The sequence below is a fragment of the Myxococcus sp. CA056 genome, assembly GCF_013336715.1.
GTDB lineage: Bacteria > Myxococcota > Myxococcia > Myxococcales > Myxococcaceae > Myxococcus > Myxococcus llanfairpwllgwyngyllgogerychwyrndrobwllllantysiliogogogochensis.
In genome coordinates this window covers 75,778-91,236 of the sequence record NZ_JABUMT010000015.1, presented here as the reverse complement: position 1 = coordinate 91,236, position 15,459 = coordinate 75,778, and the positions used below count along the sequence as shown (strand labels likewise).

10 protein-coding genes are annotated in these 15,459 nt (G+C 68.4%); 7 read left to right on the top strand and 3 right to left on the bottom strand.

Annotated elements, in window-relative coordinates; translation table 11 throughout:
- Positions 1-44 precede the first annotated feature (44 nt).
- The 7 genes from HUA76_RS37290 to HUA76_RS37260 all read left to right on the top strand — a co-directional run bounded on the left by HUA76_RS37290 (position 45) and on the right by HUA76_RS37260 (position 13,146).
- A complete protein-coding gene (locus tag HUA76_RS37290; RefSeq protein WP_174463572.1) occupies positions 45-2,078 on the top strand; it encodes a hypothetical protein in 2,034 nt (677 codons plus the stop codon).
- 14 nt (positions 2,079-2,092) lie between these two features.
- A complete protein-coding gene (locus HUA76_RS37285) occupies positions 2,093-4,156 on the top strand; it encodes an ATP-binding protein (protein ID WP_174463571.1) in 2,064 nt (687 codons plus the stop codon).
- Between the two features lie 12 nt (positions 4,157-4,168).
- A complete protein-coding gene (locus HUA76_RS37280; protein WP_174463570.1) occupies positions 4,169-7,255 on the top strand; it encodes a hypothetical protein in 3,087 nt (1,028 codons plus the stop codon).
- 21 nt (positions 7,256-7,276) lie between these two features.
- Positions 7,277-7,996, top strand: a complete 720-nt coding sequence (locus HUA76_RS37275) for a hypothetical protein (RefSeq protein WP_174463569.1) — start codon at positions 7,277-7,279, stop codon at positions 7,994-7,996.
- A gap of 19 nt (positions 7,997-8,015) precedes the next feature.
- Positions 8,016-10,388: a glycosyltransferase gene (locus tag HUA76_RS37270; RefSeq protein ID WP_174463568.1), complete on the top strand. Its 2,373-nt coding sequence runs from the start codon at positions 8,016-8,018 to the stop codon at positions 10,386-10,388.
- A gap of 7 nt (positions 10,389-10,395) precedes the next feature.
- Positions 10,396-11,157 carry a hypothetical protein gene (locus HUA76_RS37265; protein ID WP_174463567.1) on the top strand — a complete coding sequence of 254 codons (762 nt, stop codon included), beginning with the start codon at positions 10,396-10,398 and terminating at the stop codon, positions 11,155-11,157.
- A gap of 192 nt (positions 11,158-11,349) precedes the next feature.
- Positions 11,350-13,146, top strand: a complete 1,797-nt coding sequence (locus HUA76_RS37260; protein ID WP_371745769.1) for a tetratricopeptide repeat protein — start codon at positions 11,350-11,352, stop codon at positions 13,144-13,146.
- Here HUA76_RS37260 and HUA76_RS37255 read toward each other — a convergent pair.
- The 3 genes from HUA76_RS37255 to HUA76_RS37245 all read right to left on the bottom strand — a co-directional run bounded on the left by HUA76_RS37255 (position 13,143) and on the right by HUA76_RS37245 (position 15,410).
- Entirely contained in the window at positions 13,143-14,258 is a 1,116-nt protein-coding gene (locus tag HUA76_RS37255; RefSeq protein WP_174463566.1) for an FAD-binding oxidoreductase, read from the bottom strand. The genes HUA76_RS37260 and HUA76_RS37255 overlap by 4 nt on opposite strands.
- Before the next feature lie 117 nt (positions 14,259-14,375).
- Positions 14,376-14,777, bottom strand: coding sequence for a hypothetical protein (locus HUA76_RS37250; protein ID WP_141643576.1), 402 nt, complete (start codon positions 14,775-14,777; stop codon positions 14,376-14,378).
- A 198-nt stretch (positions 14,778-14,975) separates the two neighbouring features.
- Positions 14,976-15,410 carry a hypothetical protein gene (locus HUA76_RS37245; protein WP_174463565.1) on the bottom strand — a complete coding sequence of 145 codons (435 nt, stop codon included), beginning with the start codon at positions 15,408-15,410 and terminating at the stop codon, positions 14,976-14,978.
- Positions 15,411-15,459 lie beyond the last annotated feature (49 nt).

Below are 15,459 nucleotides of genomic sequence, written 5' to 3'. Positions count from 1 at the left end.
GTTGAAGCGGACGCTGGTGTCGAACCCAAGAGGACGTCGCGACGATGCATGAGCAGGCGGCACGAGGCAGGACGGTCATCCAGCGGCTGCGGCTGCGCGGGGCGGAGCTGGAGCCGCTCTCGGCGCGCCTGCGGCTGGAGGCCGTGCTGGCGGGCGCCGACCTGCTTCCACCGGGGCTTCCGCCCTCCGCCACCGTGTGCATTCGCCGATTGATGGACCCGAAGCCCGGGGTGCTCCCCTTGAATCAGCAGGCCCTGCGCCCGCCCGCGGCGTGGAACGAGGCGCTGTCCTCGGTGCTGCGAGAGCAGGTGGCTCGTGCGGCGAGGCCCGCGCATGGCGTCGTACCACCTGGAGCGGAGGCCGTGCTGTTCGCGGACCCCTCCGAGCTGCTGGCGTGTCTGGCGAGCGATGTGAGCCGGGGCCTCGCGAGCGCCCACTGGTGGTGGCGGGGATTGTTTTCCAACGCGGACCTGTCCCGCACCGTCGTCGCGGAATGGCTGCGCGCGCCCGAGTACGTCCCGAGCGCCCTGGAGTTCCTCACCCGGCGACGCGAGGTCCGTGCCGTGGTGTCGTTGTTCACGTCGCCGGAGGCCCGGGCCCTGCTCACTCGCGTGCTCCAGGTCCACGGGCTTTCCGCCGCTGCCCTCGACGCACCTTCGCGAGATGTGAGCGGCGAGCGGCCCACCGTCCCCGCGAGTCCCCCGAGCACGATGAAGCCGGGTCGAACGGTCCTCGCGACAAGCGCCCCATGGGAGTCGTGGGCACCTGAAGCGCGGACATTGAAGGACTCACGCGAGCACGGTGCGCTGCTCGGCGTCGCGCTCACGCTGCGTCGCGCTCCCGTGGAGGCACGTCGTTTGGAGTTCCTCCCCGCCGTGGGCATCTGGCGAGACGCTCACGAGGCGCTCGCGGTCCCCTCTCCCTTCGCACCCCGCGAGGCTCGGCACGAGGCCCCGCCCGAACCTGTCGTGGCCGGCGCTCTCCCAAAGCCACACTCCGGAGCAGCTCCCGACGACACCGAATTCGCGCCCCCTGTCGACGACCTCCTGAAGAGGCCCGGTCTGGAGACCACTCCTTCCGAGGACAGGACGACAAAGCACTCCGCATCGCGAAGCGAGGGAACGACGGCGTCCGAGGGTGTCCTGGAGCGTCAGGGCACCCACGGCGTATCGAAGGCCATCGAGTCTCCGTCGAGCGATGAGCGCCCGCTGCCTCGCCACGCTTCGCCAGCCTCCACAACTGAAGACCTTTCGCGGTCCCCCGTGCACACCACGACACCACCGACGCCACTCCGAGAGCTCGAGCCACCCTCCGGACGCGCGTGGGGACTGCCCTTTTCCACCCGACTCGGCGGCCTCTTCTACCTGGTCAACCTGGGCCTGTTCCTGGAGCTGTACGGCGACTTCTCGATGCCGGCCCATCCGAACCTTCCACTGTCGCTCTGGGACTTCGTCACGCTCGTGGGCCGGCGCCTGTGCGTGGACCTACGTCCCTCGGACCCGGTGTGGAAGGTGCTGGCCCTGCTCGCTGGGCGAAAGCCCGGAGCCCTTCCCGGCCAGGACTTCGCGCCTCCCGATGCGTGGCGAATCCCTCCCGCCTGGCTGCGCACGTTCCGCGCGGCGCGCGACTCCCACTGGACCTGGAGCGTTCGCGAAAGACGGCTGCGAGTAATGCATCCCGCGGGTTTCCTCGTGCTGGACGTTCCCTATGATGAACAGGACGCGGACGTTCTCGTGAACAGCGAGCTTTCGCCCTACTTCGTCGGCTCGGCATTCACGCTCTCCCGAGGTGACGAGACAGGTCGGCTCGACACCGAGCCCCTGGAGCGCTGGCTCGGATGGCTGGTGCCGTTCTGTCGAGCCCGACTGTGCCGCGCGCTGGGCGTGTCGTCAGAAGATGCGTCAGCCCTGGACGCGACACTGCTCGCACATGACGCGCGACTTCACGTGACGGAGGGGCATGTGGACGTGGTGCTGTTCCTGTCGCAGCTCCCGCTGGCGGTGCGCATCGCGGGCCTGGACCGCGACATCGGGTGGCTGCCCTCCGAGGGGCGACACCTCACCTTCCACTTCGAGTGAGCCCGAGGCGCGCCATGTCCATCTCACAGCCTCCTCCCATCGAGTCCCAAGCACACGAGCACTTCAAGCTCTACTTCTTCGCCGCCGCGTCACGCGTACTGGCCCAGGGTGCAAGCCTGTGCGGTGGCGAGGACTCCCTCCTCGCGCGTTTCCCCTTCCTGGAAGCCTACCGGGCGGAGCTCACCGAGCTGGGCATCGACCCACATGAAGTGTCGACCGGAGCAGGCCCGTGGGCCGAGGCGATCTCCGCATGGGAAGAGGACGTCACCGAACACCTCCCCCTGCGCGCGCTGCGCCGGGCCGCGCTGTTGGATCATGACACGCTGACGCTCCTGCTCGCGGTGGGCATGGTGGAAGAAGATGCCCGCTTCGGCGCACTGTTCGCGTCACTCCAGGGCACGCCCACGCTCCACCGTCCCACGCTCGGCCTGCTGAACGCGGGCTGGCGCGGCGATGAGGACCGGGGAGAGACGCGCGCGCGGTTGCGCCGCTTGATGGAGCTGGGGCTCGTGGAGGTGACGGACCGCGAGGCCCCTCGCTCCGAGTGGGCGCTCCATGTCCCTGGCGCGGTCTGGGATGCGCTGCGAGGAGAGGCGCCCGACAAGCCCACGTCGTGGATGAAACACCACCCCTTGGAGCGGCTGGAACAGGACGAGCCGCTCATCATTCCAGAGTCACTCCGCGAGGCCCTGGAACGACTGCCCACGCTGCTCGGCTCCGATGAGGTGCGCGCGCTGGTGCTGCGGGGACCTCGTCACAATGGGCGGCGCACGCTGCTTCGCACCGTGGCCCGCTCGCTCGGACGCGGCGTGCTCGAGGTGGAAGGACTCCAGAAAGGCGAGGACCCGCGCTGGCGCGTCGTGGGCCCGCTGGCGACGCTGCTGCACGCGATGCCCGTGGCGGTGACGGACCCTCCTCCAGGCGAGGCCGCTGAGATTCCCGCGTTGGAGGGACTCGACGGACCGCTGGGCGTCGTGCTCGGCCGACTGGGCGGTGTCACGGGAGACGGTGTCGACCGCGCACTCACGCTGGACGTGGCGATGCCGGGCCCCGACGAACGCATGCTGCACTGGGAGCGAGGACTCGCCGGTCGCGCCTGTCCCGCCCTGGAGACGTTGAGCACGGGCTTCCGCCTCACCCGGGGACACCTCCGACGCGCGGCCCGCCTGGCCCAGGCGCACGCGGCACTCGCGGACCGAATGCATGTGGAACCCTCGGACGTGCGCGAGGCCACGCGTGCGCTCAATCGACAGGCCCTGGACACCCTCGCCGTGCGCGTGACGACGCCAGGGGATTGGAGCCAGCTCTCCGTCGCGAGCGAGACGTTGCGCGAGCTTCGCCTCCTGGAGACGCGCTGTCGCAACCGCGAGCGCATGGGCGCGGCGGTGGGAAGCGCACTGGCTCGACAGCTCACCGCGGGTGTGCGCGCCCTCTTCCAGGGCCCCAGTGGCACGGGCAAGACGCTGGCCGCGCGGCTCGTATCGGCGGCGCTCGGGCTGGACGTGTACCGGGTGGAGCTGTCCTCGGTGGTGAACAAGTACATCGGCGAGACGGAGAAGAACCTCGCGCGCATCTTCGCGCTCGCCGAGGAGCTGGACGTGGTGCTGCTCTTCGACGAGGGCGACGCGCTCTTCGCGCGGCGCACGGGCGTGGGCTCCTCCACGGACCGCTACGCCAACCTGGAGACGAACTACCTCCTCCAGCGCATCGAGTCCTACGAAGGCATCCTCATCATCACCACCAACGCAGCCGACGCCATCGACACCGCGTTCCAGCGGCGGATGGACGTGGTGGTGGACTTCCGCTCCCCGGACGCCTCCGAGCGATGGACGCTCTGGCAGCTCCACCTTCCTCCCGCGCACGCGGTGGACAGCCAGCTGCTTCGCGAGGTGGCCGCGCGCTGCCAGCTCAGCGGCGGACAGATTCGCAACGCGGTGCTGCACGCCTCATTGCTCGCGCTGGAGGAGCAGGCGCCGCTCGGCTCCGCGCACCTGGAGGCGGGCGTGACTCGCGAGTACCGCAAGGCCGGAGACGTCTGCCCGCTGCGTCGGTCCACCACGCAGTCCCTGCGAGGCTGAGAGAGACCACCCATGCCTCCCGCCCGCGCACCCGCCCGAGCTGCCTCCCGCGCACCCGCGCGAGGAGCGGCGCCCGCGCGCGCGGGGGCCACGAGCGCGGCGGCACCAGGAGGCGCGGCCATCAAGGTCGGCGGTGACGCGGAGAAGGACCCGCGCTTCCGCAAGGTCATCGAGCAGCTCAAGAAGAGCTCCGACAAGACGAAGAAGCATCCCCCCGCGTCGCAGAAGGCCGCGGAGGCGCAGGCCGCCGCCGTGTCCCCGCCCACCGAGCAGCTCGCGGGGGCGAAGGGCAATCAAGTCGACGCCATGAAGGCGGCGGAAGCGCCCAAGACAGAGCCCAACGGTTTCCTCGCGATGTTGCGCGCGGAAATCGAGAAGGCGATGCCGAAGACGCTGGATGACGCCGACAGCTTCATGGAGGGCAACGAGACGGCGCAGGTGAAGGACAGCGTCGCCGGAGGCGTCAGCGAGTCGAAGCAGGCGGCCACGGGCCCCACGGAGGCCGCGACGGCGGCGGCTCCGGATCCCAGCAGCGTGCCCGCCCGGCAGTCCTCGGCGATGCCCTCCGAGCCCGCGCCCGAGTCGCTCCCGGTCAACGGCGCGGAGGCCATGCCCGCGCCCAAGCCGAACGCCACGGTGCAGGCGTTGGAGAAGGGCAAGCAGGACGCCGACCAGCAGATGAAGGACGCGGAGCTGACGCCCGACCAGCTCAAGAAGGCGAATGACCCGCGCTTCTCCAAGGTGATTTCGGAGAAGGGCCAGGTGGAGAAGACCGCCGGGGCCGCGCCCGGCAAGTACCGCGCGAGTGAGACGGGCACCCTGGGTCAGGCCAAGGCGAAGGCAGGCGGAGACGCCCGTGCCGGCGTGGCGCAGATGGCCGGCGTCCGCGTGTCTGGCAACAGCAAGGTGAAGACGCGCCAGCTCCTGGCGAAGCAGAAGGACGAGGCCCGGCGCAAGGAAGTCACCGCGAACATCGAGCGGATGTATCAGCAGACGAAGCAACGGGTGGACTCGCGGCTGTCCACGCTCGAAGCGGACGTCATGCGCATGTTCGACCTGGGCGCCGAGGCTGCCCTGGGGGACATGAAGTCCTATGCGGACCGTGAGATCGAGAAGTTCAAGGACGACCGCTACAGCGGCCTGACGGGCAAGGCGCGCTGGGTGGCGGACCTGTTCCGCCCCGTGCCCGAGGGCATCAAGGTCATCCTCGGTCAGGCCCGCGTGCGCTTCGCCTCGAAGATGGACGCGCTCGCGGTGCGCATCTCCACCGCGGTGGACAACCGGCTGGCCCAGGCCAAGGCCGACGTGGACAAGGGACAGGCCGCCATCAAGGCCTATGTCGACAGCCTCCCTCGCGACTTGCAGAGCGTGGGACAAGAAGCCCAGAAGGCGGTGGGCGAGCGCTTCGACGAGCTGAGAAGCGGCATCGACGCGAAGAAGAACGACCTGGCCCAGAAGCTGGCCCAGAAATACAAGGACGCGTTCGACAAGGCGGACGCGGCGCTCAAGAAGTTGGAGGAGGAGAACGCCGGCGCACTGAAGAAGCTGGCGGACGCCATCGGCGAGGTCATCAAGATCCTCACCGAGTTCAAGGACAAGCTGATGGCCCTGCTCCGCAAGGGCTGGGAGACCATCAAGCTCATCCTCGCGGACCCCATCGGGTTCCTGTCCAACCTCATCTCCGCCATCAAGCTGGGCGTCCAGCAGTTCCTGGGCAACATCAAGGCCCACCTGATTCGCGGCTTCATGCAGTGGCTCTTCGGAGCGCTGGCGCAGGCAGGCATCCCCATCCCCACGGACCTGACGCTGCCGAGCATCCTCAAGCTGGTGCTCGCGGTGCTGGGCATCACCTACGAGCGGATGCGCGCCAAGGCCGTGAAGCTCCTGGGCGAGCGCACCGTGGGCCTGCTGGAGAAGGTCTTCGAGTTGGTGCGCACCCTCGTCACGTCTGGCCCCGCGGCGATGTGGGAACAGATGAAGGAGAACCTCGGCAACCTGAAGGACATGGTCATCGAGGCGCTGAAGTCGTGGCTCATCGAGACCGTCGTCAAACAGGCCATCACGAAAATCATCTCCATGTTCAACCCGGCGGGCGCCATCATCCAGGCCGTCCTCGCCATCTACAACACGGTGATGTTCTTCATCGAGCGCGCCAGTCAAATCATGGCGCTCATCGAGGCCATCATCAGCTCGGTGCACGCCATCGCCACGGGAGCGATTGGCGGCGCGGCCAACTGGATTGAGCAAGCGTTGGGGCGTGCGGTGCCCGTGGTCATCAGCTTCCTGGCGCGGCTCATCGGCCTGGGCGGCATCAGCGACAAGATCAAGGAGACCATCCTCAAGGTGCAGGGGATGGTGGACCGCGCCATCGACAAGGTGCTGGCGAAGCTGGTCGCCCTGGCAAAGCGAATGTTCGGGGGCGGAGGAGCCAAGGAGCAGCCTCCGGACAACAGGACACCGGCGGAGAAGCAACGCGACCTTCAGGCCGCACTGCGAGAGGCGAACGCCCTCCTCTCCCAACCCGAGGCCTCGGTCAATTCCGTCAACGGCAAGCTGCCCGGCATCAAGACGAAGTACAAACTGAAGACGCTCGAACTGAAGAAGACGGGGGGTACGAAGTACCGAGCCAAGGGCAAGGTCAATCCAGGCGACGAGACAGACGAGCACGACCTCAAGAAAGTCTCCAAATACGTCGACAAGGCGACGATGGAGATCACGCCTGGAATTGTCATCCGAGACCGGTTCTACAAGAAGAAGTTCCGGAAGCAGCCCCTGGCGAACATGCTCAGCCGCGCGCTCTCCCCGACGAAATCTCCCAGCGGAGCGCCACTCTATCGCTGCGAGAACACCGGCAAGTTGGGGCCCAACCACAAACCCCTGCTCCTCCGCTCGGAGATCGAGGTCGAGCACACCGAGCAGGTCGTGGACCAGTGGAACAAGCCCAGCGGGGGCAACGACATGCTTCAGGGCGAACGGAACAATTGGTATGACGACGACTCGCACCTCATCGTCATGTGCGGCTCTTGTAACGCGGGCAAGAACCAGGGCAGTTACAATCGTAAGGTGACGGAGCGGTTCCGTGGTCCGAAGGATCCGTAGCGCCACATAGCCGAGGGTCCCATGGAAAACTTCATTCTTTGGAATGCCGCGATGCAGGACGACGGACTGACGTTGGGCTTCGCGGTCTTCGCCACCGCCGTCAAACAACTCCACCAGGGGAGTCGGGAGATGGTGGAGCAGATGCTCAGCGACCTCGGAATACCCAACACCGCGTTCACCACCTGGCGCGTGAGCCATTTCGCCACGAATTACCTGGCGGACGACCTGGATGCCGACGACTGGGAGGATATCTGGAACGACCACTGGCAAGTCGAGGTTCAGCTCGCGCAGCCACTCCAGCACACGTGGTCGGACTTCGAACTGAAACGCAGCTTCGCGAGTGACTCCAGTTGGACAGGAGAGCCCTCACAGCCACCCATGGACTGTCTCGTCGTCGCGGACTTCCTGGATGGCGCGGCCATTCCCCATGCGGAGGTCGTACTCAAGCAGTTGGAGGCGCTCCGAAGTGGAGCCCTGACGCCCCCCGAGCTTCAGCGGGAGGTTGCCGAGGCCCCACCCACGCTCATCGCGGAGCTGGCCCAAGAATTGGGGGATTGGCCCGACGCTCGAATCGACGTGAAGCGGTGGGCCACCGAACCCGAGCGACTGCTCATCTCCCTGGGTCGATTCGACACGGACTTTTTCGAGAGCGGCGCGACCCTTGCCATCAAGGTCCAGGAACTTTGCCAGGTGCTTGGAGGTGTCACCACCTGGAGCGACCTGATGGAAACGCAGGACTAGGACCCGGGAGGTTTCCCGCATGCGAAACATCTTCGCCTGCCTTGTCCACGAGCGTCCCGACTGCGTCGTCGACCTCGTGCGCAACCTGCATCACCTGGACCCCAGCTCGCTCATCCTGCTCTACAACGGCGGGCACAACCCGAAGCTGCTCGAGGGTTTTCCCTTCGAGCACTTCAACGCCGTCATCCACCCCACCCCACGGCCGATGAAGTGGGGCTGGCTGCACGACTTCGCGCTCGACTGCTTCCGCTTCGCGCGGGAGCACCATCCGTTCGACGCGATGACCATCGTCGACTCGGACCAACTGGGCCTGCGGCCCGGGTACTCCGAGCACCTGCGCGCGTTCTTCTCCGCGAATCCCGGCGCGGGCCTGCTGGGCAACGTGCAGGCGCCGCACGGCCCGGGAGCTCGCACGGCGCCCGCGGTCCATGCGCGGCGCGAAGTGGACCTGTGGCGTCCCTTCCTGCGCAGGTTTCCCAATGGCGAGTCGCAGTTCGTCCACTGGACGTTCTGGCCGTCCACCGTCTTCAGCGCCGACGCGGCCCAGGACCTCGTCTCGCTGTTCGAGCGCGACTCGCAGCTCCAGGACATCCTCCGCCGCTCGCGCATCTGGGCCACCGAAGAGGTGCTGTTCCCCACGCTCACGGCCCTGCTCGGCCACCGCGTGCTCGTCAGCCCATGTGACTACGAGGTGGTCCGCTATCGCGTCCGGTACTCCACCGCCCAGCTCGACGCCGCGATGGCCACGCCCAACGTGTTCTGGGCACACCCCATCCCGCGCCAGCTCGACGACCCGCTGCGCGCCCATGTGCGCAATCACTTCGGACGATATGAGAGCCCCTCCGCGCTCGCGGGGATGCCTGACGCGAAGCCCCACGGCGAACGGAATGCCGTGCCGGACACGCGCGCCTCAAGCGAAGCCCCGGTGATGGACGCGGCACGCTCGGAGTCTTCCGGGCTGCTGCTCACGCGGCCCATCCTCGCGGAGATGCGCGAAGTCGAAGGCTGGCTCACCGACGACGAGGCAGACCTGCTCATCGCCGCCACCTCTCGCGCGCTGACCTCCTTGCCCGCGACGCATGCCGTGGTGGAGGTGGGGAGCTACTGCGGCAAGGCCACCGTCGTGCTCGGCCGCGTGGCGCAGGCGCTCGGAGTCGCGCCGCCCATCCACGCCATCGACCCGGGTGACGGTGTCGTGGGCGCTCGCGGAAGCAACCTCCAGAACATGGGCTCCACGCGCGCGAAGCTCGAACACACCCTCCAGCGGACCGGGCTCGCGGCGCGCATCCAGGTCCACCACCAACACGCGCCCACCGTGGCGTGGAACGAGCCCATCTCCCTGCTCCTGGTGGACGGGCTCCACGACTACGCCAGCGTGTCGGCCGACTTCCTCCACCTGGAGCCCTGGCTCGCCGTGGGAGGACTGGTCGCCTTCCACGACTGCGCCGACTACTTCCCCGGCGTGAAGCGGCTCGTGCGAGAGCTGCTCCATGAGGGTCGCTACCGCGCGCTCCACACCGCGGGCACCCTGGTCGTGCTCGAAAAGCGCGCCATGGCCACCCGTCAGGAAGTGGCTCCCAGCCCGACGCCACCTCCAGCGCGGACGCAAGAAGAGGCGAAGCCCACGCTCACCCTCGCTCGTGCCGCCGCCGCTCTCGGCACCGATGAGCCACGGCTCACGGTCCTCCCGTCGCGTGACGAAGCTCGGCCCACGGTGTCCTGCATCATGCCCACGTTCAACCGGCGCCAGTTCGTCCCGCTGGCGGTGCGCTGGTTCCTCGCGCAGGACTGGCCGGAGAAAGAGCTCATCATCGTCGACGATGGCACCCAGGCCGTGGAGGACTTGCTGCCCGAGGACCCGCGCATCCGCTACCTGCGACTGGAGCGCCGACACTCCGTGGGAGCCAAGCGCAACCTCGCCTGTCAGTCCGCGCGTGGAAAACTCATCGTCCACTGGGACGACGACGACTGGTCCGCCCCTCGACGCCTTCGCTATCAGGCCACGTCACTGCTCGACGCGGGCGCCTCCGTCTGCGGGCTCACGCGCGTCTACTACCACCAACCCGCGACGGACCGCTCCTGGCAGTACGTCTATCCCGCCGGCCAGCGCCCCTGGGTCTCCGGCAACACGCTCTGCTACACGAAGTCCTTCTGGAGTCGGAACCCATTCCCCGACATCAACATCGGAGAGGACGCGCGGTTCCTCTGGAGCGACCCGTCCCGCAAGCTCCTCGTGCTCGACGACCCGTCCTTCTTCGTCGCGTGCATCCATGACGCGAATGTGGACCCCAAGCGCGTTCACCATCGCTACTGGCACCCCCATCCCACCGACACGGTGCGCTCGCTGATGGGCGATGCGTTCGACGCCGTCCACGCCCTCCTCGCGGCCTGAACCCGACATGACGCCCGCCCTCAACTTCTGCTTCCACGGTGGAGCCTTCCGCCCCACCGTCGTCGCGGCCATCCGCTCGGCCATGAAGCACAATCCCCAGGCCCGGACGTTCGTCTACTGCGATGAGCAGAGCATCCACCGCTATCAACCCCTGCTCCCCGGTGCCCGCTTCGAGGACCTGGCGCAGCTCAGCGCCCAGTTGGGCACGACGCGGCCGGAGGTCGCCTCACGGCGCATGCGGGCCTTCGCGCTCCATCAGAACGGCGGTTGGTACCTGGACGCGTTCGACACCGTGACGCTGCGCCCGCTGCCCGACGTGGAGCGCTTCACGATTGGCGAGGAGTGTTGGGACTCGCGCCGCCGCTGCGCCGGGGTCTGCGCCAGTCCCCCAGGAGACGCCTTCGCCCGGCACTGGCTCTCCGCGATGATGGCCATCCCCGACGAGGCGTGGGACCACTGGACGGACCAGACGGTGTGCAACCGCCTCATCAGCACCCATCACCACCTCGTCGAATCGCTGCCCACCGGGCGACTCAACTGGCCCTCCGAGAGCGGCTTCACCGGCGAGCTCCGCCTGTCCGAGGACCAGGTGGCATGGCTCCTGGAGAATGCCTGGGTCATCCACTACTTCGGCCGAGGCGCGAGGGGCGTGCCGTACAAGGAAATGGACCTGTCGGCCTTGAGACATTGTCGCAAGCTCGGCGGATGGCTTCCCCGACTCATCCTCCATCACACCCAGGGCCTGTCCGCTCCAGCCCCCGCGGAATGAGGCCTGTGACGCGCCCTGCCTTCCCGAGACATTCACTCTGAGTGAACACGTCGGCCGTGGATTGCTCGACTGCTAAGAGGATGTGAAAGTGGGGCCTGTCGAAGAATCAGCAGGCACGCCTTCTCGACCCCCTCTCGAGGACCCACAGTGAGCGCCCCACCCGCTGTACTTGGTGTCTCCTTCGCAGTGTCCGTGGAGCAGGGAGTTCCCTCCGCGCTGCCTTCCCGGGCCATCGAAGTGGACGTGGGGGTGGCGCTGCCCACCGCCTTTGGGGGACTGAGGAAGGTCCTCCGTGCCTGCGAGGAGACCGCTCCCGAGGTCGTCCGCGCCGTGGCCGCCGCGCATCCCTCGGAGTGGAACCGGCTGTTTCCGGGCGCCATCCAGGGGGCCGCCGACCTGGGTGACCTGGCGCTCTCTCCCTCCGAGCGTCGGCTCCACCGCGAATCCGAGCAGGCATTCTGGATTCTCACCGTCGCCGCGCGCGCCATCGTCGAGACGCTGCGCGTGAGCGGCCGTCCCCTGGTGCTCCACGGCGCTGGAGAGTGTGACCTGGTCAGCCTGCGCGCGGTGATGCGCGCGGCCGAGTGGGCGCGGCTGGACGGACTGGACGGGACGCTGCTGTTCACCGGCTGGAGGATGCGGCGTCCCCATGGCGCCGCCGTCTTCGAGTCACGGCGGCAGGCCTACCTGGATGCGCTGAGCGACAGGCTGCGCGTCCCCCACGCGTCGGGCCCGGGTCCAGTGTCCTCGCGTCGGGAAGAGCCGGCGGTGGACCTGGAGGGCCGCTACCTGCGGCTCGTGGTGGATGGCTCGGAGTCGCGTGAGTCGCGCGTGGCGGCGGCCATCCTCGCCATCCGTCAGTGCTTCTTCACCACGAACTATGAAGGCGCCTTGCTGGCCGCGGAGCACGGCCTGGCGCTGCTGGACGGAGACCCGGACTCGCACCTCGCCTCGCGCGTGGCCCAGGCGTGGGACGTGCTGGACACGGGGTTCTCCACCCCCGCCATCGAAATCGACCGGAGCAGCCTGGGCGACGTGGATGAGCTGAAGGCGCTGCTCCACCGCAGCATGGGCGTGGTGCATGTCTTCACCGGCGCACACGACGCGGCGATGGAGGCGTTCGGCCGAGGGCTGGAGTGCCACATTCCTCCGGAGCTGGTGGCGCGGCTGCACATGTTCCGCGCGCTGACGTTGACCAAGCGCTTCGGCCAGCTCCCCAATGCGCGCGTCGAGGTGGAAGCGGGCGTGGCCGCGCTGGCGAAGAGCACCGCGCCGGACCGCGCGCTCCAGGAGGGCTGGCTGCGCAACGTGTGCGCGCTGACGTGGTTCCAGGAGCGCAAGCTCGACAAGGCGCTGGTCGAGGAGAAGCTCGCCATGCGCTGCGTGGGCGACCTGCACGACGCGAGCGCCACGCATCTGAAGATCAACCTCATCTCCAACGCCAGCTACCTCCAGGAGTCGGCGCGGCAGTTCTCCGACGCCATCGCCACGTGGCGGCGCTTCGAGGGCATCAGCGAGAAGTGGGGCGTCAACTTCTCCAAGCACCATCGCTACCGGCTGGCGGGGCTGGAGTTCGCCTCGGGAGCACGCGCGGAGGCGGTGGAGCACTTCACACAGGCGTATGCCAGCGCGGAGGCCCTGAAGGACTCCTTCCACCGACAGGTCATCGCCTCGGAGCTGGGGCGCATGTTCCTGGACGACGGGAAGATGGACTCGGCGGTGGACTGGTACGCGCGCGCGGAGCAACACGCGCGCGAAATCGGCGAGCCGCTCAAGGCAGCGGAGAGCCTCGCGGGGCTGGCCCTGGCCGCCGGACGCTCGGACTGGTCCGAGGCCCTGCGCTGCGCCCGCGCCAGCTCCACGTGGCCCAAGGAGACGCAAGCCCTGGTCGACGCGCTGGGACGAGGCGACGCCGCGGCGGTGCAAGCCCTGCTGCCCCGCCCCCGGACGAAGCTGAACCGGCCTTTCGACTCGGTCAGCCTGTACTAGCGACGCTCTTCGACGACGGCGTTCAACGACGACGCCCTGCTCGGCGCGAAGGGCGCGGCGATTTCCGTTCGTCCCCACGCGACCAGCTCCACGAGCACGGTCGCCGCGTGGGCGCCGGTGAGGATGCCCTGCCCTCCCAGGCCCGTGGCGACGAAGGTGCGCTGAGTGCCCGGGTAGCGGCCCAGGTACGGGCGACCATCCGGCGTCACCGCGCGCAAGCCCGCCCAGGCGCGCACGAAGCGAGCCTCCCGCAGACGCGGCGCGAGCTTCGCCACGGTGGCGCTCAGGTGCAGCAGGCCCGCGGGCGTCACGTTCTCCACGAAGCCGACGTCCTCCTCCGTGGCGCCGACGACGATTTCTCCCGCGCGCCAGGGCGCCAGGTACGTGGGCCCGGAGACGACGCGAGAGAGGGACAGGCCCGGCTGGTGCACCACCAGCATCTGCCCACGCACCGGCTTGAGCGGCAGCGGTGGCAGCCCCGGGAAGGTCGATGACCACGGCCCCGCGCTGACGATGAGCTGGTCCGCGCGCAGCGTCTCGCGGTCGGTCCGCAGCACCACGGCGTCGGCGGTCTCCTCCACGGACCGCGCGGACTCACCGAGCCGCAGCCGCACACCCGCGCGCAGCGCCGCGCCCAGCAGCGCGTTGACGTAGCCGTCCGTGTCGACCATGTGGCCCCGCGCGGACTCGAACGCGCCCAGCAGCGGCGTTCCCTCCAGCGCGGGCTCCAGCTCCACCAATCGGGCCGCATCCACCCACGTGCCCAGTTCGTCCGGATGTCGGGCCGCGCGCTCGGCGAGCGCGTCACGCCCCTTCGCATCCGCGGCGATGCGCAGGATGCCCTGGCCCCGGCGCAGCAGGTGGCCCTCCGGAAGAGAGGCCAGTTCGTCCGCCAGCGTCGCCCTTCCCGCCTGCGAGAAAGCGAGCATGGCCGGGTCGTCGTAGAGGCGCACGGACGGAATCGCCACACCCGCGGCAGCGCGGGAACCCCTGCCGCCGGGGTCCACTGCGTCCAGCACCGTCACGCGCGCCCCGGTGGCCGCCAGCCGCCTCGCCGCCGACAGCCCCACCACACCGGCACCCAGGACCACGACATCCGAGCTGGAACTCATCCGCGAGACTCACCAAGGCAATGCGAGGGGTTGCCCCTTGAATACACGAAGGGCGCCGACCCTGCTTCAGGGTGCGGCGCCCGGGGGGGAGGGCGAAAGTGAAGTCGACCGCGTGAATCAGGCGACCGCGGTCTCGGCCATGCGCTTGGCGAACAGCTCCTGCGCGTTCTTCAGGCTCTGCTCCGACAGGCCCTTCTCCGTGTTCGCCTTCATCACGTCGGTGAGCAGGTCGGTGACCTGGCTCGGCTTGGAGACCTTGTCGAGCAGACCGCTCACCAGGCTGTTGCCGCCCATGCCCTCGAGGAGGGACTTACCGGGAAAGTTGTTCAGCAGGTTCTTCGCGACACTCGCCCCAGGGAACATGTCCATGGCGGCGCCGAGGCCGGCCTGGAGGGGGTTCTCGCCCTTCATCAGGCCGCTGACGAAGCCCGCCGCGATACCGAGCGCGGGGTTGATGGCCGTGAGGGCCGGCTTGATGATGTCCAGCGCCTTGCCGAGAACGTCCTTGAAGAGCCCCATGGTCGCTATCTCCCGAGGTCTGGCATCGCTCCGCGTCCGCCGCGAGCCAGCCTGACAGTGGAGTTATCGGTCCACCGCTCCCGAAGTTCCGTGGGGCCTGGAACAAATCCCACCGTCCGCCAAAGTCCCCGCGATTCCGTGGGTTTACATCCCACCTTGTCGGCACCCGGGGAGAAATGCCGCCGATAAATCAGGCGATCAACCCTTCCGGGGGTCCTGGGGCGGAGGCGTTCCACCGCGGGATTCCGGGGCGCCCTTGAGGACCGCGTCCGAGGCGAGCGCGGCCTTGTAGCGGTCGTCACCCTGTCCCGCGCTGAAGCCGTCGCGCATCTGCGCGCGGCTGATGATCACCTCGCCGCTGATGAGCTTGTCCAGATGGTCTTGGATCTCCGCCACGGTGGCGGCCTTGGGGTCCTTGGCCTTGAGGTCACCGTCGAGGGTGATTTGCAGCGGCATCTGCTTCTGAGGGTGCTGGGCGTAGTCGAGGATCTTCTCGACGTAGGCCTCGACGGAAATCTGGAGGAGGCGCGCCTGCTCCTTCACGTCCGCGTCGACCAGCAGCTCCGCGCGAAGCTCCTCCACGGGGCGCTTCAGCTTCCGAGTCTCAGGAACGACGGTGTTCTCTCCGGACATGGGCTCTCCAGGGGCTGGCCGTGGCTTTGCCCCATTCTGTTCGCGGACG

Excerpts from the sequence above, each read along its gene's own strand:
- HUA76_RS37290 (WP_174463572.1), top strand. The coding sequence starts at position 45 with ATGCATGAGCAGGCGGCACGAGGCAGGACGGTCATCCAGCGGCTGCGG.
- HUA76_RS37285 (WP_174463571.1), top strand. The coding sequence starts at position 2,093 with ATGTCCATCTCACAGCCTCCTCCCATCGAGTCCCAAGCACACGAGCAC.
- HUA76_RS37280 (WP_174463570.1), top strand. The coding sequence starts at position 4,169 with ATGCCTCCCGCCCGCGCACCCGCCCGAGCTGCCTCCCGCGCACCCGCG.
- HUA76_RS37275 (WP_174463569.1), top strand. The coding sequence starts at position 7,277 with ATGGAAAACTTCATTCTTTGGAATGCCGCGATGCAGGACGACGGACTG.
- HUA76_RS37270 (WP_174463568.1), top strand. The coding sequence starts at position 8,016 with ATGCGAAACATCTTCGCCTGCCTTGTCCACGAGCGTCCCGACTGCGTC.
- HUA76_RS37265 (WP_174463567.1), top strand. The coding sequence starts at position 10,396 with ATGACGCCCGCCCTCAACTTCTGCTTCCACGGTGGAGCCTTCCGCCCC.
- HUA76_RS37255 (WP_174463566.1), bottom strand. The coding sequence starts at position 14,258 with ATGAGTTCCAGCTCGGATGTCGTGGTCCTGGGTGCCGGTGTGGTGGGG.
- HUA76_RS37250 (WP_141643576.1), bottom strand. The coding sequence starts at position 14,777 with ATGGGGCTCTTCAAGGACGTTCTCGGCAAGGCGCTGGACATCATCAAG.
- HUA76_RS37245 (WP_174463565.1), bottom strand. The coding sequence starts at position 15,410 with ATGTCCGGAGAGAACACCGTCGTTCCTGAGACTCGGAAGCTGAAGCGC.